Source organism: Stenotrophomonas sp. YJH_SMC_69, from assembly GCF_059370495.1.
This window is the reverse complement of the sequence record NZ_JCAFTS010000001.1, coordinates 113,958-134,222: the sequence shown is the minus strand read 5'-3', so window position 1 is coordinate 134,222 and position 20,265 is coordinate 113,958. Positions and strand designations below refer to the sequence as shown.

Genomic DNA, 20,265 nt, shown 5'->3' with positions numbered 1-20,265 from the left:
TGTAGCTTCGCTCCACCACGGCGGCAGGCTCTCCTGCCGCCGTTTTTGTTTCCGGCGATACTCACCCCATGGCAACCCGTACCCCCATCGACAGCGACGCCCTGGCCGAGCTGCTGCAGCACGATCCGCAGGCCGCGTTCGCACGCGTGCGCGACGCTGCGCAGGCTGGGCAGGTCGATGCACAGCTGCTGCTCGCGCAGATGCACATGGAAGGCAAAGGCACCGCACAGGACGCCTCGGCGGCGCTGCTCTGGTACGAAACCGCCGCCAACAACGGCGCGCCGATGGCGATGAACATGCTCGGCCGCTGCCATGAGCTGGGCCACGGCACGGCGGTCAACCTGGCGCTGGCGGCGGTGTGGTACCGGCGCGCGGCCGACACCGGCCTGGACTGGGGCCTGTACAACCTGGCCAACCTGCTGGCCACCGGCCGCGGCATTGCGCAGGACCGCGCGCAGGCACTGGCCCTGTACACCCGTGCCGCGCACCTGGGCCACGCCAAATCGATGAACCTGCTGGCCCGCCACCTCGAAGACGGGCTGGATACCGCACCCGATCCGCAGGCGGCGCTGGCCTGGTACCAGCGCGCGGCCGAGGCCGGTGATTTCCGCGGCCAGGCCAACTACGCCTCGATCCTGCTGCAGGCCGGCCAGGTCGAGCAGGCCGTGCACTGGCTGCGGCTCGCACTGGCGCACGGCAGCCCGGCATTCATGGCGCACATCGTGCCGGAGCTGGCCGCGTCACCGCATCCACAGGTGCGCGCCCTGGTCGCACCGCCGTCCCTCTGAGGAGTCCCGCATGCTGCTGCACATCCCCGACATTCTCAGCGCCGACCAGGTCGCCGACTTCCGCCGCCGCCTCGACGCCGCCGACTGGACCGATGGCCGCGAAACCGTGGGGCATCTGGGCGCACAGGCCAAGCACAACCAGCAGCTGCCCGAGGCTTCGCCGCTGCGCCGCGAACTGGGCGAGATCATCCTCGTCGCGCTGGCCCGGCATCCGCTGTTCTTCAGTGCCGCGCTGCCGCTGAAGTACCTGCCACCACGCTTCAACCGCTACAGCGGTGGCGGCACCTATGGCTACCACGTCGATGGCGCGGTGATGAACCTGGCCAATGGCGAACAGCTGCGTTCGGACATCTCCTGCACCCTGTTCCTGTCGGCGCCGGACGAATACGAAGGCGGCGAGCTGATCATCAGCGATACCTACGGCGAGCACGAAGTGAAGCTGCCGGCCGGCGACCTGGTCGTGTATCCGTCCAACAGCCTGCACCAGGTGCGGCCGGTCACCCGCGGCGCGCGCGTGGCCTCGTTCTTCTGGGTGCAGAGCATGATCCGCGACGATGTGCAGCGCCGCCTGCTGTGGGAAATGGATGGCGCGATCGAGCGCCTGCGGCAGACCGGCGGCGACGCCGAGGCGGTCCTGCAGCTGACCGGCGTGTACCACAACCTGTTGCGGCGCTGGAGCGAAGTCTGAGCCTTGCCGGGCCGGCCTGCGACATTTTGGCAATCATTCTCATTTGCAACAGCTAACAGCTCTCATTACAATCACGCCCCGTTGATGCCGGCCGCTGCCGGCAGCCCCAGGGAACCCCCGCTTGCTGCGCCCGCTTCGCCCTCGCCCACTCATCCATCGCAAGATGGGCACCGCCATGCGCGGCCAGCGTCCTGCGCTGGCCAGCCTGCTGGCGTGGGTGGCAATGCTGGCGTTGCTGCTGGGCACCCTGCCGCTGCTGCCACAGGCCCAGGCCGGAATGGCCGTGCAGATGCCACTGGAAGAACGTGGCGGCGAAACACCCCTGCAGGAAGAGGCGCCGGCCAAGCTGCGCCGCTGCGCCTCCGCTCCGGTGAAGGCGGCCGAGAAGGCACGCCCGCCGTTGCTGCTGGCCAGCCACTGGCTGCGCACTGAGCTCGACCTCGTACCCGCCATGCCGGCCATGCCCGGCGTGCGCCCGGACTGGCCGCTGGCCGCTCCGGACACGCCCTGGGCCGATGCGCCCGGGCGCCGTCAGCAACGCGGCCAGGCGCCGCCGCTCGCCTGATCCACGGCCCGACGTGACCGCCTGCGCGGTCGCGCCTGCACGCCGCTGCCTGCTTCATCCCTGCCGCCCCTGACCGGCCCTTCCGTGCCTGCCGCGCCCTTCGCGCACGGCACCGCGCCACCCTGCATCCTTCGAGGTAACTGCCATGGCCCAGCGCCATCGTGTCCGTTCGTCCCTGTCCCGTACCCTGCTGACCAGCGCCGTGCTGGCGGCTTTCGCCAGCCCCGCCTTCGCCCACGGTGACGCCGCAGGCGCGCCGCAGACGCTGGACAAGGTGGTGGTCACCGCCGCCGGCTTCGAGCAGAAGGTGATCGATGCCCCGGCCAGCATCAGCGTGGTCAGCCGCGAGGAACTGAGCAAGCGCCCGTACACCAGCCTGGTCGATGCGCTGCGCGACGTCGAAGGCATCGACGTCGGCCTGGAAGCGACCGACAAGAACGGCCGCGCCGCCGTGTCGATGCGCGGCCTGCCGTCCGAGTACACCCTGGTGCTGATCGACGGCCGCCGCCAGAGCAATGTCGGCCAGATCTATCCGAACAACTTCGGTGGCGGCCAGTTCGCCTACCTGCCCCCGCTGGACGCGATCGAACGCATCGAAGTCGTGCGCGGGCCGATGTCCACGCTGTACGGTTCGGACGCGATGGGCGGTGTCATCAACATCATCACCCGCCGCAACCAGGACAGCTGGCACGGTTCGGTCAGCCAGGGCTTCACCGTGCAGCAGGACGACCAGTTCGGCGATGCACGCACCACCGACCTCTACCTCAGCGGCCCTTTGCTGAAGGAGCGCCTCAGCCTGGCAGTACGCGGCAGCTACTACGACGCGAAGGCTTCCAACCCGGAATGGGATGCGTTGTCCCTGCCCGACGGCACCCTGTGGGAGCGCAGCATCGGCTTCGGCGGTGGTGGCAAGTCGGTGGCCAACACCAACTGGAACAGCGGCGTGCGGTTGGACGTCCGCATCAACGACGATCACGAACTGTGGCTGGACTACGACGTGTCGCGGCAGAAGTTCGACAACAGCGAAGGCCAGACCGGCACCCTCGACAGCCTGGCCAGCCTGTGGCGCGTCGGCAATGCCGTCATTCCCAACCCGAACGGCAGCGGTACCGTCACCCGTCGCGTGGTGCAGCCGCGCGTGGGCTACACCGCCTACCAGCGCTACGAACGCGACCAGTTGTCGCTGACCCATCAGGGCCGCTACAGCTTCGGTACCTGGCAGACCTCGCTGACCCACAGCAAGAGCAGCAACCTGGGCCGTTCGCTGCCGCTGACCCTGGAAGAGCGCGCCAACCTGCAGACGCTATGGAATGACGTCTGCCGCCGCACCGGTGCTGCCAACAACTGTGCGGCCGGCCGCGGCAACGCCCTGGTTGCCCTCAACCCGAGCGAGATGGCGCGCCTGCAGGCGTTCCTGCCGCGCCCGCTGCGCACCATGGAACTGGAAGGCTACGTGCTCGACACGATGCTCGACCTGGACTTCGGCGCGCACACGCTGACCGTGGGCGGCCAGTACAACGACACTGACATGGTCGACGGTGTGTTCGGCATGGATGGCGCCGGCTACCGCAGCAACGTCAAGCAGATGCACCGCATGTGGGCGCTGTTCGCCGAGGACAACTGGGCGCTGACCGACACCCTCACCGCCACCTTCGGCCTGCGCTACGACGACCACAACGTATTCGGCAGCCATGTCAGTCCGCGTGGCTACCTGGTGTGGAATGCCAGCGATGCGTGGACCTTCAAGGGCGGCGTCAGCACCGGCTACAAGACCCCGCGTCCGGACCAGCTGTTCCCGGGCATCACCGGCTTCGGTGGCCAGGGCGTGCTGCCACTGGTCGGTTCGCCGAACCTCAAGCCTGAAACCAGCACCAACTACGAACTGGCCGCCTACTATGAAGGCCAGCGCTGGGGCTTCAACGTCACCGGCTTCTTCAACACGTTCGAAGACAAGATCGCCAGCGGCGGCACCTTTGCGAACTGCGAAGTAGCCCGCGCCGGCAGCGGCTACTGCGTGGACATCGGCCCGGGCTGGGCGGCACTGGGCTACAGCACGTTCACCCAGAGCGTGAACATCGACAAGGCCGAGACCCGCGGTGCCGAACTGGCCGCGCATGTCGACCTGCTCGACACCCTGCAGCTGCGCGGCAACTACACCTGGACCAGGAGCGAGCAGACCAGCGGCGCGCAGAAGGGCCTGCCGATCAGCGGCACGATGCCGGCCAGGCACATGGCCAATGCCAGCCTCAACTGGCAGGTCAACGAAGCGATCAGCCTGTCGCTGATCGGCGAAGGCCGCTACGACCGCTACCGCGACACGCTGCTGGACGCCAACGGCGCCAGCCACACCCGCTACTACCAGGACTACACCATCTTCCATCTCGGTGGCAGCTGGAAGGCCACGCCATGGCTGACGGTGAACGCACGGGTCAACAACCTGTTCGACAAGGACTTCGTTTCGCAGTCGTGCCTGCTGATCAGCCAGAGCGAGTTCAACTGCGTGGACGACTACGCGACCAAGGACCAGCGCCGCAGCTACTGGATCTCGTTGAACGCGAAGTTCTGATCGCCGCGCCCGGCCCCGGTGGGTGCCGACCTTGGTCGGCACCGCTTCATCCACGCGTGGCGTGGATCTACCGATCGGTAGTGCCGGCCGCTGGCCGGCAATCGCCCTCCAGCGATACAGAACGACACGCAATTGCGAGCTATTCTCATCAATGATGTAATGGGCAGTCCCCGTCCGCCTCGAACCGTGCCGTGAGCCGTCCTGCCTCTTCCACCGTGGCGCAGCAACAGAACCGTGGCTTCTGGCTGCGGACGCTGCACCAGTGGCACTGGATCAGCTCGGCGGTGTGCCTGATCGGCATGCTGCTGTTCGCGGTGACCGGCCTGACCCTCAACCACGCCGCGAAGATCGAAGCCAAACCCCAGGTGCAGAACCAGCATCTGGAACTGCCGGCCGATCTGCTCGGCCAGCTCGGCACGCGCGAAAACGGCAATGCACCGATTCCGCGCCCGGCCCGGCACTGGCTGGACACGCAGCTGGGCATCGCCATCGGCGGGCGCCCGGCAGAGTGGTCGGCCGAGGAGATCTACCTGTCGCTGCCGCGCCCCGGCGGCGACGCCTGGCTGAGCATCGATCGCGGGACCGGCGCGGTGGAGTACGAATCAACCTCGCGCGGCGCGGTGTCCTACCTCAACGACCTGCACAAGGGCCGCAACGCGGGCCCGGCGTGGGGCTGGTTCCTGGACCTGTTCGCCGTGGCCTGCCTGGTGTTCTGCATCACCGGCCTGTTCCTGCTGCACCTGCATGCACGCCAGCGGCGCATGACCTGGCCGCTGGTCGGCCTCGGCCTGATGATTCCGCTGCTGATCGCCCTGCTGCTGATCCACTGACTTTCCTTCGTTTCCGGAGCCGCCCCATGCGCGTCACCCTGACCATCGCCCTCAGCGGCCTGCTGGCCACCTCGCCGGCGTACGCCACCACCCTCGACATCAACGTCGAAGTGCCCAAGCTCAACGTGGCCGAGTACCACCGCCCGTACGTGGCGGTGTGGCTGGAAGGCGCCGACCAGAAGGTCGCGGCCAACCTGTCGGTCTGGTACCAGCAGACCAGCAACAGCGAAGGCCACGGCACCAAATGGCTGCCGGACCTGCGCCAGTGGTGGCGCAAGAGCGGCCGCACCCTGCAGGTGCCGGTGGACGGCGTGACCGGCCCGACCCGCCCGGCCGGCAAGCACGCGCTGTCGTTCAACGACAGGCAGCCGGCACTGAAGCAACTGGCCCCGGGCAACTACACCCTGGTGGTGGAAGCGGTGCGCGAAGTCGGTGGCCGCGAACTGCTGAAGATCCCCTTCACCTGGCCGGCCACCGCCGCGCAGAACGGCAAGGCGCAGGGCGCCACCGAACTGGGCCAAGTCACCCTCGCCGTCAAACCATAACTGCCTGAGCCGGGGTCGGATCCCTTCCGCAGGAAGGGCTCTGACCCCATCGCCCTATCCCTCGGGGTCAGAGCCCTTTCCGCTGGAAAGGGATCCGACCCCTTCCAACTGGAGTCTTCCGCATGAAGCGCACGCTCGTCCTCGCCGCCGCCCTGGCCGCTGCCCTTCCCTTCTCCGCCCTGGCCCACAAGGCCTGGCTGCTGCCCTCGCAGACCGTGATCGCCGGCAACGCGCCGTGGATCACCGTCGACGGTGCGGTCTCCAACGATCTGTTCTACTTCAACCACGTGCCGCTGCGCCTGGAATCGCTGGTGATCACCGCGCCGGACGGCAGCACCGTGCAACCGCAGAACGCGTCGACCGGCAAGTACCGCAGCGTGTTCGACATCGAACTGAAGCAGCCGGGCACTTACCGCATCGCGTCGGTCAATGACGGCCTGTTCGCCACGTACGAGCAGAACGGCGAGCGCAAGCGCTGGCGCGGCAGCGTGGCTACCTTCGGTGAACTGCCGAAGGACGCGAAGAAGCTGGAAGTGAGCCAGTCGATCGGCCGCGTGGAGACCTTTGTCACCAACGGTGCGCCGAACGACACCGCGCTGAAGCCGACCAACCGTGGCATCGAGCTGGTCGCCGTCGGCCACCCGAATGACCTGTTCGCCGGCGAGGAAGCCACCTTCCGCGTGCTGGTCGATGGCAAGCCGACCGCCGGCCTGGAGTTCGAGATCGTGCGTGGCGCCACCCGCTACCGCAACGCGCAGGACGAGCTGAAGCTGACCAGCGATGCCAAGGGAGAGATCAAGGTGACCTGGCCGGAAGCCGGCATGTACTGGCTGGAGACCGGCACCGAGGACAACAAGACGTCGGTGAAGCAGGCCGCCAAGCGCCGCCTGAGCTACGTCGCCACGCTGGAAGTGCTGCCGCAGTAATGTGGACCGCGATGCCGGGCATTCCCCGGCATCGCCACCGCAACGCATCACCATGACCGATTCCCATCTCGACATCGCCCGCCTCGGTGGCACCACCATGGGCACCACCTGGAGCGTGTCGCTGGTCGCGTCGCGCCAGCGCGACCTGCACCCGCTGCACGCCGGCATCCAGGCGCGGTTGGACGACGTGGTCGCGCAGATGAGCACCTGGGAGCCCGGCTCGGATCTGAGCCGCTACAACCGCGCCGACGCTGGCCAATGGTGCGTGCTGCCGGCGGAGACCCGCCACGTTGTGACCTGCGCACAGGCCATCGCTGCCGCCAGTGACGGCGCCTTCGATCCCACCATCGGTCCGCTGGTTGCACTGTGGGGCTTCGGTGCACAGGCCGGTGAACGCCGCCAGCCCGACGCCGCTACCCTGCAGGCCACCCGTGAGCGTTGCGGTTGGCAGCGCCTGCAGTGGCAGGATGATGCGCTGCTGCAACCGGGCCGGCTGGAACTGGATCTCTCTGCGATCGCCAAGGGCTTCGGCGTCGACCACGTCGCCGCCTGGCTGCGTAGGCAAGGGATTGGGGCGGCGCTGATCGAAGTGGGTGGCGAACTGGCCGGCTACGGCAGAAAACCGGACGGCCAACCGTGGCGCGTGCTGGTGGAATCCGCACCGGAAGAGGATGTGCACACCGAAACCCCGCCACGGGTGCTGGCGCTGGACGGCAAGGCGGTGGCCACTTCGGGCGATCGCTGGCACCAGTACCAGGCCGATGGCGAGGCCTACAGCCACAGCCTCGACCCGCGTACGGGCAGGCCGGTGCAGCAGGTCGCCGCAGCGGTCACCGTCGTGGCCGACGACGCCATGCACGCCGATGCCTGGGCTACCGCACTGACCGTGCTGGGTCGCGAACAGGGCATGGCGCTGGCCGAGCGCGAAGGACTGGCCGCGCGCTACCTGCAACGCACCGCAGACGCCCCGCAGGAATTTCTCAGCAGCGCCTTCCAGCGCCTGCTCGACGGGCAGGACGCATGAGCACTCGGCCATCGCGTGCGTGGCTCGGCAACACACTTGTACTGATCGTACTGGCGCTGATCGCCTGGGCGCTGCTGCGCCTGCACCTCGGCGAAGCCTGGTGGCAGGGCGCACCGCCGGCACGGCAATCGCAGATCGCCATCATCGCCACCGCGCTGTACGCGCTGGCCTGCGCAGCCCTGTGGTGGCGCACTCGTCCGCGCGATGACGCGGCGTCCGCCGATACCGCACCGCTCCTGCTGGTCTGGTCCAGCCAGACCGGCTTTGCCCGCGAACTGGCCGGACGCAGTGCCGAGGCCCTGCGTGGTGCCGGCGTGCCGGTGCGTGTGCGCGGGCTGCATGAGGTCGACGCCGCATTGCTGGCCGACAGCCAGCGCGCGCTGTTCATTGCCAGCACCACCGGCGAAGGCGATCCGCCCGACCACGCCCTGCCGTTCCTGCGCGGGGTGATGGCCACGCCGCCTCCGTTGCAGCATCTGCAGTACGGCGTGCTCGCGCTGGGCGACCGCAGCTATGGCCACTTCTGCGGATTCGGCCACCAGCTGGACCAGTGGCTGCGCCAGCATGGCGCGCACCCGCTGTTCGATGCGATCGAGGTCGACAATGCCGATCCGGCGGCGCTGCGACATTGGCAGCAGTTGCTGGGACAACTTGGCGGAGGCGCCACTGAACTGCCCGACTGGAGCCCGGCCGAGTATCAGCCGTGGACGTTGCTGCAACGCCAGCATCTGAATCCGGGCAGCCCCGGCGGCCCGGTGTACTGGGTGCGCCTGCAGCCACCGCCTGGCGTCGATGTGCAGTGGCAGGCCGGCGACATCGCCGAGATCGGCCCGCAGCACCCACGCCACAGCGCGCGCGCCTGGCTCGATGCACAGGGCTTCAATGCAGACACCATGCTGGATGACGGGCAGGCGTTGCTGGCCCGTATCGAGCGCTCGCATCTGCCCTCGCTGGTTCCCCCGGGTGATCTGCCCGCACTGCTGGCAACCCTGCAACCGCTGCCGCATCGCGAGTACTCGATCGCCTCGGTGATGGCCGACGGCGCGGTGGAGCTGCTGGTGCGCCGCCAACTGCGCGCCGACGGTACACCCGGCATCGGCAGCGGCTGGCTGTGCGACCACGCGCCCATCGGCGAACCGGTGCAACTGCGGCTGCGCCGCAACGACAATTTCCATGGCGTGCCCGCCGATGTACCGCTGCTGCTGATCGGCAACGGCACCGGCATCGCCGGCCTGCGCGCGCACCTGCACGAACGTGCCCAGCGCGGCGCGCGCCGCACCTGGCTGCTGTTCGGCGAGCGCACCGCCGCGCACGACTTCCATTTCGGCGAAGAACTGCAGGCGATGCTGGCCAGCGGCACGCTGGCACGGCTGGATGCAGTGTTCAGCCGCGACGGCGGCGCGCATCGCTATGTGCAGGACCGGCTGCAGGCCGAAGCGGCGACGCTGCGGCAGTGGGTCGATGAAGGCGCGACGATCCTGGTCTGCGGCAGCCTGCAGGGCATGGCCCCGGGCGTGGATGCAGTGATCGAGCGGGTGCTGGGTACCGCAGGCAAGGAAGCGATGCTGCTGGCCGGTCGTTACCGCCGCGATGTGTATTGAACGAACCGTCGGGGTCGGTTCCCTTTCCGCAGGAAAGGGCTCTGACCCCAACCACAGCCGCACCATGACGGCGTGCCCAGGCATGGTGGCAACCGCACAGCAGTAGATCCACGCCATGCGTGGATGGCGCCCACCGGCGCCCAGGAATCATGCCCCCGCCGCGCTCACCCGTATCGCCAACAACTCGCCACCACCGCTGAGCGCATGCCGTTGCCTCTCGCCCGCCGCCAACCACGCGGTGTCTCCCGCCTGCAGCGCCGGCAGGCCACTATCGGCACCGAACTGCGCCTGTCCGGCCAGCAGATGCAGCGCCCACGCAACGCCCGGTTCGCAGAAGAAGAACATCGATCCCACCAGCGGCCGGTGCAGCAGTTCGGCCTGCAGCAGCTCGCGCTTCCACATCAGGTTGAAGTCGTGGGTGGTGCCATCGACCAGTTCACCGTGCAGCGCTTCTTCACCGGCAAAGCGCACCCGCCCGTGCGGCGGCAGCACCTGGGCCACGCGGCCATCCTCGAAACGCAGGCGCACGCCATTGCCCTGCAGCAGCACCAGTTCTCGCTCCACGCCGGGGAAGGTGGAGAACGCAGCGTCCTGCTCGATCTCGGCCACCGACAGGCGCAGCGCCCAGTCATCACCCTGTGCGGGCAGGCGCAGGATCTCGCGGGTCCAGCCAAGTCCATTCCGCCAGCGTTCGCGACGATAGTCCAGGCTGGAAATGACCTGGCTCGGAGTGTGCAACTGGGAGTCGACGTTCATCGGCGCATTGCATCACGCCACGCGCCATCATGCATCACCGCGTAGCGAGCGTGCCCTGGCCACCGCATCCGCCGGCCAGCAGCTGCGAGTGCTTCAGCCAATCCTGGTCAGGGTAGTAAGCAAACACCATCGTGCCGCCACGCAACGCATCGATCAGCGGCTTGGCCACCGAAAGGCGCACCGCCGGGCAACCCAGGCTGCGACCCAAGCGCCCCTGCAGCTGCGCGGTGGCCGGGTTCACGTACGGCGCACCGTGGATGACGATCGCGCGTTCGCGCGCACGGTCGTTGAAGCCCGGCTCCAGCCCGGCCAGGCGCAGCGAATATCCATTACCGCCCATGTAGGTCTCCTGCGCGGTGAACGCGCCGAGGCTGGACATGAAACTCCCATCGCGGTTGGAGAAGTGCTGGGTGCGGTTCTCGCCGCTGTTGCGGCCATGCGCCACCCATTCCTCGAACAGCAGGCGCTGGTGGGCCAGGTCGAACACCCACAGGCGCGGCTCGGTGGACGGCCGCGAATAATCGATCACGCTGAGACGATCACCGTTGATGCCCAGCTCCGGACGCTGCAACGCACAGCGCATGGCGTGCGCCGCCAGCTGCAACACGTGGCGGTCAGCCTTGGGCGCACTGCGCGACAGCAAGGCAGCCAGATCATCAGCGCTGGTGGCAAGGGCGGGCGTCTGTGCCAGCGCCGGGGCGCTGGCCGAGGTCGCCAGCAGGCCGAACGCGGCCAGCCGGCACAGGCGGGATGCAGTCATGGGCACAACGAGGGGACTCAGTTGCCCTTGAGGGTGGACCCTGGCGGCTCGGATTCCAAGACCGGCTGCATTCCGGATTCAGCCGGGCTTGGGCGGACCGCCGGCAACGAGGTCACCAGCAGGGTCGTGCCCGGCACCAGCACCTGGTACAGCTGGCGGGCAAAATCGGCCGGCAGCGCCATTGGCAACGAGGGCGTGGCCAGCAGGTCCGGGGTGGCCTGGGCACGATCCTGGCCCAGCAGCGGATAGGCCGTCCACTGGTGCAGGCGCTGGTTCACGTCCAGCGGGCTGGGCGTATCGCTGTAGCCCTGCCCCATCACGAACAGCGTGGTGCCCTGGAATGCGGGCAGGGCGTCGGCCTTCAGCGGCGACTCGCCGATCATCACGCCATCGCGCAGCACGTACAGGCGCTGGTCATGCAGGCTGACCAGGATGCCGACCTGCCCGGCCGGGGCTGCGCTGTCGTCCCACCAGGCCTGCGCCGGGGCCCCGCCCTCGGTTTCCGGCAAAGCCTGGCCGCGCGCGTTGACCGGGGCCAGCACCGAAGGATAGGCCAGGGTCATCGGCGAACTCTTGGCGTCGGCCACCACCACCGTATCGCCGCGCTGGGTTTCGCTGAACAGCTTCTGCGCGAACGCCTGCGGCAGGCGCACGCAGCCATGCGAGGCCGGATGCCCGGGCAGGCTGCCGCCATGCAGGGCGATGCCATCCCAGGTCAGCCGCTGCATGTAGGGCATCGGCGCGCTGTTGTAGAGGTTGGACCTGTGGTCCTTGTCCTTCTGCAGGATGGTGAACACGCCGGTCGGCGTCTCGTGCCCGGCCTTGCCCGAGCTGATCGTGGTCAGGCCGATGGCGATGCCGTTGCGGTACACGTAGGCGCGCTGCTCATCGAGGCTGACCACCAGCACGATCGGGCCGGTCGGTGAGATTTCCGGATGCCACAGGTACTCGCCCGGCTTCAGGTCGGTCGGTCCGCGCACTTCAGCGGTGCTGGCTTCGGCCGCAGGCTTGGCTGTCGGCGTCGGCGCAGCGGCATGGGCCAGCAGTGGCAGGGTCAGTGCCAGGGCGAGCATCAGGGTCGTGGGGCGGTGCGCAAGCATCCAGCGGGGTCCTTTCCATGCGGAGCGGCCACCGTACACCATCGGCCCGTGGTGGCCGCGGCAAAACCAAGCGCCGGAAATGAAATTGCCCGGCGACACAGCCATGTGTCGTACCGGGCAATCGTTACGTCCTTGTCGGCCTGCTGCCGCCCCCTCGCATCCTGCGCTGTGGGGGTAGCGTTGCATCCTGCACGCGGCCGCGTCTGTCCTGTTTGTATCTCAGCCCCTTCCACAGGTCTGTGATGCCACCATCCTGGTGATTGGTGCCGCGTCCTGCGGCGGTCGGTGGTCACAGCCTTCCTGTCCGTGACCGGTGAACCAGCCTCCTGCCGGTTCCGACGATTCCTGCTGTCAGCGCCTGGGTACGGTCCGCACCGGTACCGATCCGGGTACCGGATCCGCCGGCAACAACCTGTTGCCTACGGTGATCCGCTGTCGATTCCGTTCGACGATCGCTTTCCCTATCCCCTTCACCTGCGTCAGGTCCTCGACGCGATGAAACGGGCCGTGTCTGCGCCGGTGCTCGACGATCGCCTCGGCCTTGGCGGCTCCGACCATCGTCAATCCCTGCTGCAGCGCCTGGGCATCGGCGCGGTTGATGTCGATCGGTTCGGCGGCATGCGCCCCAGCGATCCCCACTACCAGCACCAGCGCCCTCAACACGACAAACCAAGGCACGACGTGTATCTCCCTGTGATTCTGGCCGCCCCGACCGGCAATCCCGTCGGCAGGAACAGTGTCCGTCACCACATGTGCACAGCCTATCGGTTTCCCGGATTTCCGTAAGCCAGCCAAATACCCGACGTGATGTAGGAAAAACCCTACCCGCGGCACAGGCGTAGAATGGCCGGATCAGCCCATGCAACCGGAGTTTCAGATGGACAGCGCCAAGCTCGGCCAATTCGTCAATGACAAGTGGGACAGCGAAATCGTCCCGCAGTTGGTCGACTACATCCGCATTCCCAACAAGTCGCCGATGTTCGACGCCAATTGGGTGCAGAACGGCTACATGGAACAGGCGGTCACCCTGATGGAGAACTGGGCCAAGGCCCAGCAGCTGCCCGGCCTGAAGGTTGAAGTGGTGCGCCTGGAAGGCCGTACCCCGCTGATCTTCCTGGAAATTCCGGCTACCGGCGCCGAAACCGGCGACGACACCATCCTGCTCTATGGCCACCTGGACAAGCAGCCGGAAATGACCGGCTGGGACGACGACCTCGGCCCGTGGACCCCGGTCCTGCGCGGCGACAAGCTGTATGGCCGCGGCGGTGCGGACGACGGCTACGCGATCTTCGGCTCGCTGGCTGCGGTACTGGCACTGCAGGCCCAGGGCCTGCCGCACGCCCGCTGCGTGGTGCTGATCGAAGCGTGTGAAGAGTCCGGCAGCTATGACCTGCCGGCCTACGTCGACCACCTGGCCGACCGCATCGGGAAGCCGTCGCTGGTGGTCTGCCTGGATTCGGGCTGCGCCAACTACGACCAGCTGTGGTGCACCACCTCGCTGCGCGGCCTGACCGGCGGCAATTTCACCGTGAAGGTGCTCAACGAAGGCGTGCATTCCGGCGATGCCTCCGGCGTGATCCCGTCCAGCTTCCGCCTGCTGCGCCAGATCCTTTCGCGCATCGAGGACCAGGATACCGGCCGCATCCTGATCGACGGCATGAACGTGGAGATCCCGGCCGAGCGCCTGGAACAGGCCAAGCGTGCCGCCGAAGTGGTGGATACCGAGATCTTCGAGAAGTTCCCGATGGTCGACGGCCTGCGCCCCATGAACGAGGACCTGACCGAGCTGGTGCTCAACCGCACCTGGCGCCCGGCGCTGTCGGTCACCGGCGTCGGTGGCATGCCGCCGCTGGAATCGGCCGGCAACGTGCTGCGTCCGCAGACCTCGGTGAAGCTGTCGCTGCGCCTGCCGCCGACCGCCGATGGCAAGACCTGCGGCGAGCTGCTGAAGGAAGCACTGCTGCGCGACCCGCCGAACGGCGCGCAGGTCACCCTGGACCTGGAAAAGGCCTCCACCGGCTGGAATGCCCCGGCGATGGCGCCGTGGCTGACCCAGGCCATCGACGACGCCAGCCAGGCCTTCTTCGGCAAGCCGGCGATGTACATGGGCGAAGGCGGCTCGATCCCGTTCATGGGCATGCTGGGCGAGAAGTTCCCGGGCGCGCAGTTCATGATCACCGGCGTGCTCGGCCCGCACTCCAATGCGCATGGCCCGAACGAGTTCCTGCACATTCCGATGGGCAAGAAGGTCACCGCCTGCGTGTCCAAGGTGATCAGCGAGCACTACGCCGCCAGCCTGCGCGGCGAGACCAGCGGCTCGCCGGTGGCTGCCGACAGCGGCACCCGCCACGGCGACCACGGCTGCTGCTGATCCGGCACTCGTGACGGACGCAGCCTGGCCTTGCTAGGCTGCGTCCACACTCAAGCGGAATCCGCGCGCATGAATGGTCTGTTCGGCAGCAGCAGCTGGCTGTACATCCTGCTGGTCGGCTTCTTCGTCGGCCTGCTCGGGCGTTTCTTCATGCCCGGCAACAACCGCATGGGCTGCCTGCTGACCATCGTGCTGGGCATCCTTGGTGCCCTGCTGGCCGGTTGGTTCGGCCAGTACATGGGCTGGTACGCCCCCGGCGAACCGGCCGGTTTCCTCGGCGCGGTGGTGGGCGCGGTGGCCGTGCTGGCCGTCCTGCGCCTGTTCAGCGGTCGCCGCTGACGCCGCTCCCCCTTCCCTTCCTGTTGCCGACGTTGGCGCGCCCGGCGCGCCCGGATATGCCCGCATGACCGAACCCGCCTCCGATCCCCAGCGCAGCGCGCAGCGCCTGCAGTGGGCCCGTACCCAGCTCGATGATGCCAACGCGGTGGTCGAACGCGCTTCGGTTGACGCCGGCATGCGCAGCTACTGGCGCGCCACCAGCACGCGCGGCAGCCACATCGTGATGGACGCCCCGCCGGGGCTGGAAGATCCGCGGCCGTGGCTGCGCATGCGCGGCCTGCTGCACGACAACGGTCTGCGCGTGCCCATGCTGCTCGCGCAGGACCTGGATGCCGGCTTCCTGCTGCTGGAAGATCTCGGCGGCCCGACCTTGGCCAGGATCCTCGACGAGCGCAACGCTGACGAATGGTTCGGTCGTTCGATCGAGCAGCTGCTGCGCCTGCAGGCGATCCCGGTGCCGGCCGACTTCGGCCAGTTCGGCGAAGCACTGCTGCAGCGCGATGCCGGCCTGTTCGACGAATGGTTCCTGCAGCGCCACCTGAACCTTGAACTGGACTGCGGCGAGATCGAAGGCCTGCAGCTGGTGCATCGCCGCCTGATGGACAACGCGCTGGGCCAGGCCCAGCTGATGACCCATCGCGACTACATGCCGCGCAACCTGATGCCGGTCGACGATGGCCCCGCAGTGCTGGATTTCCAGGACCTGGTGCGCGGCCCGATCGCCTACGATGCGGTGAGCCTGTTCAAGGACGCCTTCCTGAGCTGGCCACTGCAACGCGTGGACGAATGGCTGGCGCAGTATCACGAGCGCGCCCGCGACACCGGCCTGCCGGTGCCCGACCGCGCCACCTTCCTGCGCGATGCCGACTGGATGGGCATCCAGCGCCACGTGAAGATCCTGGGCCTGTTCTGCCGGCTGCGTTACCGCGACAACAAGGGCCATTACCTCGACGACGCACCGCGCTTCATCACCTATCTGGATGAAGTGCTGCCGCGCTACCGCGAGCTGGCACCGCTGCAGCAGCTGCTGGACGACCGCATCAAGCCGGCGCTGGCCGAGCTGGGTGCACCGATGCGCGTGGCCCGATGAAGGCACTGGTCTTTGCCGCCGGCCTCGGCGAGCGCATGCGCCCTTTGACCCTGCACACGCCCAAGCCGCTGCTGGAAGTAGCTGGCAAGCCGTTGATCGTCTGGCACCTGGAACGCCTGGCCGCACTCGGCGTGCGCGAGGTGGTGGTCAACACCGCATGGTTGGCCGAACAGTTCCCGGCGACGCTTGGCGATGGCAGCCAGTGGGGCCTGCGCCTGCATTTCCTGTACGAAGGGCAGACCCCGCTGGAAACCGGCGGCGGCATCCTCAACGCCCTGCCGGTGCTGGGCGATGCCCCGTTCCTGGTAGTGAACGGCGACATCTGGACCGATTTCGATTTCGCCACGCTGCCGCGCGAGCCGCAGGGCCAGGCGCACCTGGTGCTGGTCGACAATCCGGTTCAGCACCCGAATGGTGACTACCGCCTGGATGCACAGGGGTTCCTGCACCACGATCGCGAAGGACCGTGCCTGACCTATGCCGGCATCGGCCTGTACCGTCCTTCGATCGTGGCCGACTGGCGCGCGGTGATCGGCGATGCGCCGGGCAGCGAGCGGCTGCCACCGAAGTTCTCGGTGGTGCCGCTGCAGAAGCACTTCATGGCGCAGGGGTTGATGACCGGGCAGCACCATCGCGGGCGCTGGACCGACGTCGGCACCGTGGATCGCCTGCGCGCGCTGGATGCGGAGTTGGCGGCGAACGGCTGAGCCCCTCGTGGTTGGTCGCGTAGAGCGGATCGCGTGCTTGGCCGGGCGGGTGGGCCATGCAGGGGACGCTGCAAGTACCCCTCCGGGGCCCGGCCCAGCCGCTGGCGGCTGTACGTTCAGGCGCTTGCGAAGCAGTGCTTCGCAAGCAAAGCGCCCTCACCCCTGTAAGCTCGATGGCGCCATCCATGGCGCCAACGCCCTTGCATGGCCCACCCGCCCGGCCTCTGACAGTTTCCGTGCGCGTCCAGCCACGGAAGAAAGAAAGAAAAGCAAAAGCGGGTCGCTTCGCTGCGCTTGCTCGGGTGTCGACCAAGGTCGACACCCACCAACAGCCGCGGGAACCTGTCGAAGGCGGGGTGGCTCAGGTTGCGGGGGCGTGAGCGCCATGGATGGCGCGACCGAGGCTACAGGGACGTACTTGCGCCGTCCCCCGCAACCTGAGCCACCCCGCCCCCCTCAGGAAGCCACTTCTGCCGTTGACGTTGACGTTGCCGGCCAGCGGCCGGCACTACCGCGGGTGCAGGGCGCAGCCCTGCCGAACAACATCCCTCAGTAACGAGGCCGGCCTTCTTCCAGCACCTGGCGCAGGAACGGCACGGTGATCCGCCGCTTCGCCGCCAGCGATTCGCGGTCCAGCCAGTCCAGCAGGGTGATCAATCCACCCAGCTCACGGCCGGTGTGCGACAGCAGCCACTCGATGGCCGCTTCGTCGATGGCCAGGCCGCGTCGCAGTGCACGCTCGCGCAGCACGGCCGCCCGCCCTTCCTCATCCAGCGGCTGCAGCAGCACGCGTACGCACTGGCCCAGCCGCGAGCGCAGGTCCGGCAGCACCAAGCCCAGTTCGCCCGGCGCCTTCTGTGCCGTGTACAGCACGGTCACGCCCGCAGCGCGCGCACGGTTGTGGAAATCGAACAGCGCGATCTCATCCTCGCGGTTGCCGGCAACCTCGTCCAGGCCGTCCAGCGCCACCAGTTCGCGCGCTTCCAGCCCATCAAGCGCCGCACGGACACGGCCGGCGGCGCTGGCCAGCGGCACGTACGTCGGCAACCGTCCGGCCTGCTCGGCGCTGGAGCACATCGCCAGCGCCTGGTGGGTCTTGCCGGTTCCCGCCGCACCTTCCAGGTAGACCCAGTCGTGGCTGGCGCCAACCGCGATCGCGCGCAGCTGCGCCAGCGCGCCATCCGGCGCGCCGATGAAGGTCTCCAGGCGCTGGTCCCGCGGGTAATGCAGGGCCAGCGGCAGTTGCGGCACACCCATCACTTCAGGTCGGGGCCCTTGTCGTCCGGAACGATGATATGGGGCGCGTCGACCACGCCATCAAGCACGATCGCCGGCTTCTCGCCCACGTACAGTTCGCTCTGCCGATAGCGCTGGTGGGCATAGCGCAGCAGCACGTTGGTCACCGCCGCTACCGGCAGCGCCAGCAGCATGCCGAGGAAGCCGAACAGCTGGCCGCCGGCCATCACCGCGAAGATCACCGCCACCGGGTGCAGGCCGATCTTGTCGCCGACGATGCGCGGGGTCAGCACGTAGCTTTCCAGCAGCTGGCCCACGGTGAACACCACGCCGACCAGGATCAGCAGCTTCAGGTCGAAGCCCTGCGCCTGCACCAACGCGGCGATCACCGCCATCAGCACGCCGGTGGTCGCGCCCAGGTACGGGATGAAGCTGATCAGGCCGGCAATCAGGCCGATCAGCAGGCCCAGCTTGAGGCCGACCAGCGACAGGCCACCGGCGTAGATCACGCCCAGCGCCAGCATCACCAGGAACTGGCCACGGATGAACGCACCCAGCACCTCGTTGGATTCACGCGCCAGCGCGCTGATGGTGCCGATCTGGTTGCGCGGAATCACCGAGGCCACCCGCTCGACCAGCTTGTCCCAGTCGCGCAGGAAGTAGAACGCCAGGATCGGCAGCAGCAGGATGTTGACCACCCAGGTCACCATCGCAAAGCCCGAACGCGAGACGTAGCCCATGAACGTGGTGGCGAAGCCGCCGGCCTGCTGCCAATGGCTGCGCACCCATTCGATCAGGCGGTCCGGATCCAGCCACTGCATCACTTCCAGGCCGGTCTTGTGCTCGAACCAGGGGATGCCGGTCTGCATCAGCCACGCCTGCGCCTGCGGCGCGGCCGCGATCAGGGTGGTGATCTGGCGCTCGATCATCGGCACCAGCACCAGCAGCAGTGCCACGATCACCAGCACCATCGCTGCGAACACCAGCACCACGCCGGTCATGCGCGAGCGGCCGGTGGCCTCGATGCGGTCCACCAGGGGGTCACCCAGCCAGGCCAGCGCCAGTGCCAGCACGAACGGGGTCAGGATCGGCGCCAGCAGCCACACCACCCAGCCGATCAGGCCGGCGAACAGGATGTACTTCAGCCGGCGCAGGAACTGCGCGATTTCAGCTTCCGGGCTCAGGATCATCGCAGGCGGTACTCGTTGCTGACCGGCGCGGCCACCGGGGCACCGGTGGTGTCATCGATCGGGGTCGGCAGGGCCGGCAGCGGCGCGCTTGGCACCAGCACGCCGTTGTCGCCAAGCATGCGGTTGAAGCCGGCCAGGCCGGTGGTCATCTCCACGCTCAGCTCCAGTTGGCCGGCCGAGGCGTGCAGCGGGGTGACGTTGCGCACCACCGGCACCTCGCGCAGGCCAGCGGCCAGCCGCAGGTAGTCATCGGCGCTGTTGATGCCGGTCACCACCAGGCGGTAGGTGCCGGCCTGGCCGACGGCCACGCCGGCCTTGGCATAGCGCTTGACCAGCGCATCGGCGGCACCGTCGGCACCGGCGGCCATCGCGCGCATGGCGTTGGCGTCCTTGCTGGTCCACTTGTTCAGTTCGCGGCCGTTGTCGACGAACACCCAGTCCGCCTGCCAGCCACCGTTGGCGCGGTACAGCTTGCCGATCAGCTGCATCGGCGGCGAGTAGCGCGAGGAGGCACGGGCCACGGCCGCGCTGTCCTGGCGCCAGATGGCACCGGCCAGGGCCTGTTCGGCAGCACCGCCGCTGGGCAGGCCCAGCTTGTAACCCCGCTCGATGGCGCGGTTCAGCAGCGGGCGGGCGGCATTGGCCTGCTGCACGCTGACCAGGCGCGGGCCACTGCCGTCGTCGACGGCCAGCCACAGCACCGGCTTCGGTCGCGGCTGCGGCCACAGCGGCAGGCCCAGCGCCGAGACCAGCGAATCGACGTCATCCTCGCGGAAGCGGGCCACCAGCAGGGTCCGGAAGCTCGGTGCGCCGCTGGCACCCACGCTCTGGTCCTGCTTGTAGTCGTAGTTGGCCACGTAGTCCTTGGCATTGCGCAGCGCCTGCACCACGCCGGGGCGTGACATCACGTTGCGGTCGCCGGACAGCTTGCCCAGCACCACGCTCAGGGCACGGGCCAGGGCACCGTTGCGATCGGCCTCGGCCTGGCTGTTGACGGGCACTTCGGCCTCGTAGGCCCCCGAAGCGGTGGCGACATCTCCCTCGGTGCGCAGGCCGCTCTGGGCCATCGTGGCCACCGGCAGGCTCAGTGCAAGGAGCAGGGTCAGAATCAGGCTGCGGCGCATCAGGACATCCATTGGCTCGACGAATCCGGGGGAATTGTTGCCCGAATACGGCCTTTGCG

20 protein-coding genes are annotated in these 20,265 nt (G+C 68.1%); 13 read left to right on the top strand and 7 right to left on the bottom strand.

Annotated features, from left to right (window positions below):
- Positions 1-68: 68 nt before the first annotated feature.
- From AC5P8F_RS00670 to AC5P8F_RS00630, 9 genes are all read left to right on the top strand, one after another.
- Entirely contained in the window at positions 69-788 is a 720-nt protein-coding gene (locus AC5P8F_RS00670) for a tetratricopeptide repeat protein (protein ID WP_014646262.1), read from the top strand.
- 10 nt (positions 789-798) lie between these two features.
- Positions 799-1,476: a Fe2+-dependent dioxygenase gene (locus AC5P8F_RS00665; protein ID WP_495227535.1), complete on the top strand. Its 678-nt coding sequence runs from the start codon at positions 799-801 to the stop codon at positions 1,474-1,476.
- Between the two features lie 163 nt (positions 1,477-1,639).
- Positions 1,640-2,041 (top strand): hypothetical protein, encoded by a 402-nt coding sequence (locus AC5P8F_RS00660; protein WP_075077025.1) that lies wholly within the window; start codon positions 1,640-1,642, stop codon positions 2,039-2,041.
- A 145-nt stretch (positions 2,042-2,186) separates the two neighbouring features.
- On the top strand, positions 2,187-4,607 hold the full coding sequence (locus AC5P8F_RS00655) for a TonB-dependent receptor domain-containing protein (protein ID WP_495227534.1): 2,421 nt from the start codon (positions 2,187-2,189) through the stop codon (positions 4,605-4,607).
- Positions 4,608-4,798: 191 nt separating this feature from the next.
- Positions 4,799-5,437, top strand: coding sequence for a PepSY-associated TM helix domain-containing protein (locus AC5P8F_RS00650; protein WP_014646258.1), 639 nt, complete (start codon positions 4,799-4,801; stop codon positions 5,435-5,437).
- A gap of 26 nt (positions 5,438-5,463) precedes the next feature.
- Positions 5,464-5,982, top strand: a complete 519-nt coding sequence (locus tag AC5P8F_RS00645) for a DUF2271 domain-containing protein (protein WP_005408420.1) — start codon at positions 5,464-5,466, stop codon at positions 5,980-5,982.
- A 122-nt stretch (positions 5,983-6,104) separates the two neighbouring features.
- Entirely contained in the window at positions 6,105-6,908 is an 804-nt protein-coding gene (locus AC5P8F_RS00640) for a DUF4198 domain-containing protein (RefSeq protein WP_069117509.1), read from the top strand.
- Between the two features lie 52 nt (positions 6,909-6,960).
- A complete protein-coding gene (locus AC5P8F_RS00635; protein WP_329768667.1) occupies positions 6,961-7,932 on the top strand; it encodes an FAD:protein FMN transferase in 972 nt (323 codons plus the stop codon).
- Complete coding sequence (locus tag AC5P8F_RS00630) at positions 7,929-9,533, top strand: sulfite reductase subunit alpha (RefSeq protein ID WP_049441067.1); 1,605 nt, start codon at positions 7,929-7,931, stop codon at positions 9,531-9,533. Before AC5P8F_RS00635 ends, AC5P8F_RS00630 begins: the two co-directional genes overlap by 4 nt.
- Before the next feature lie 147 nt (positions 9,534-9,680).
- On the opposite strand, the gene AC5P8F_RS00625 is transcribed toward AC5P8F_RS00630, so the two are convergent.
- The 4 genes from AC5P8F_RS00625 to AC5P8F_RS00610 all read right to left on the bottom strand — a co-directional run bounded on the left by AC5P8F_RS00625 (position 9,681) and on the right by AC5P8F_RS00610 (position 12,827).
- Positions 9,681-10,289 carry a HutD/Ves family protein gene (locus AC5P8F_RS00625; protein WP_495227533.1) on the bottom strand — a complete coding sequence of 203 codons (609 nt, stop codon included), beginning with the start codon at positions 10,287-10,289 and terminating at the stop codon, positions 9,681-9,683.
- A 34-nt stretch (positions 10,290-10,323) separates the two neighbouring features.
- On the bottom strand, positions 10,324-11,049 hold the full coding sequence (locus AC5P8F_RS00620) for a murein L,D-transpeptidase catalytic domain family protein (protein ID WP_032957373.1): 726 nt from the start codon (positions 11,047-11,049) through the stop codon (positions 10,324-10,326).
- Positions 11,050-11,066: 17 nt separating this feature from the next.
- On the bottom strand, positions 11,067-12,149 hold the full coding sequence (locus AC5P8F_RS00615) for a L,D-transpeptidase (RefSeq protein WP_049405600.1): 1,083 nt from the start codon (positions 12,147-12,149) through the stop codon (positions 11,067-11,069).
- 351 nt (positions 12,150-12,500) lie between these two features.
- Positions 12,501-12,827, bottom strand: a complete 327-nt coding sequence (locus tag AC5P8F_RS00610; protein ID WP_014036262.1) for a ComEA family DNA-binding protein — start codon at positions 12,825-12,827, stop codon at positions 12,501-12,503.
- Positions 12,828-13,026: 199 nt separating this feature from the next.
- Here AC5P8F_RS00610 and AC5P8F_RS00605 point away from each other — a divergent pair, with 199 nt between their 5' ends.
- The 4 genes from AC5P8F_RS00605 to murU all read left to right on the top strand — a co-directional run bounded on the left by AC5P8F_RS00605 (position 13,027) and on the right by murU (position 16,656).
- Positions 13,027-14,520 (top strand): M20 family metallopeptidase, encoded by a 1,494-nt coding sequence (locus AC5P8F_RS00605; RefSeq protein WP_032957377.1) that lies wholly within the window; start codon positions 13,027-13,029, stop codon positions 14,518-14,520.
- A 69-nt stretch (positions 14,521-14,589) separates the two neighbouring features.
- Entirely contained in the window at positions 14,590-14,859 is a 270-nt protein-coding gene (locus tag AC5P8F_RS00600) for a GlsB/YeaQ/YmgE family stress response membrane protein (protein WP_005415577.1), read from the top strand.
- Positions 14,860-14,923: 64 nt separating this feature from the next.
- Entirely contained in the window at positions 14,924-15,949 is a 1,026-nt protein-coding gene (locus AC5P8F_RS00595; protein ID WP_111205814.1) for an aminoglycoside phosphotransferase family protein, read from the top strand.
- Positions 15,946-16,656: an N-acetylmuramate alpha-1-phosphate uridylyltransferase MurU gene (gene murU / locus AC5P8F_RS00590; RefSeq protein WP_164077012.1), complete on the top strand. Its 711-nt coding sequence runs from the start codon at positions 15,946-15,948 to the stop codon at positions 16,654-16,656. Before AC5P8F_RS00595 ends, murU begins: the two co-directional genes overlap by 4 nt.
- Before the next feature lie 549 nt (positions 16,657-17,205).
- Here the strand turns inward: murU and hda are convergent.
- From hda to AC5P8F_RS00575, 3 genes are read right to left on the bottom strand one after another with little or no spacing between them, the layout of a single operon-like run.
- Positions 17,206-17,913: a DnaA regulatory inactivator Hda gene (gene hda / locus AC5P8F_RS00585; protein WP_014646247.1), complete on the bottom strand. Its 708-nt coding sequence runs from the start codon at positions 17,911-17,913 to the stop codon at positions 17,206-17,208.
- Positions 17,913-19,082: an AI-2E family transporter gene (locus AC5P8F_RS00580; RefSeq protein ID WP_014646246.1), complete on the bottom strand. Its 1,170-nt coding sequence runs from the start codon at positions 19,080-19,082 to the stop codon at positions 17,913-17,915. Before AC5P8F_RS00580 ends, hda begins: the two co-directional genes overlap by 1 nt.
- Complete coding sequence (locus AC5P8F_RS00575; RefSeq protein WP_495227532.1) at positions 19,079-20,218, bottom strand: DUF2066 domain-containing protein; 1,140 nt, start codon at positions 20,216-20,218, stop codon at positions 19,079-19,081. The genes AC5P8F_RS00580 and AC5P8F_RS00575 overlap by 4 nt, the downstream gene beginning before the upstream one ends.
- Positions 20,219-20,265: the final 47 nt, after the last annotated feature.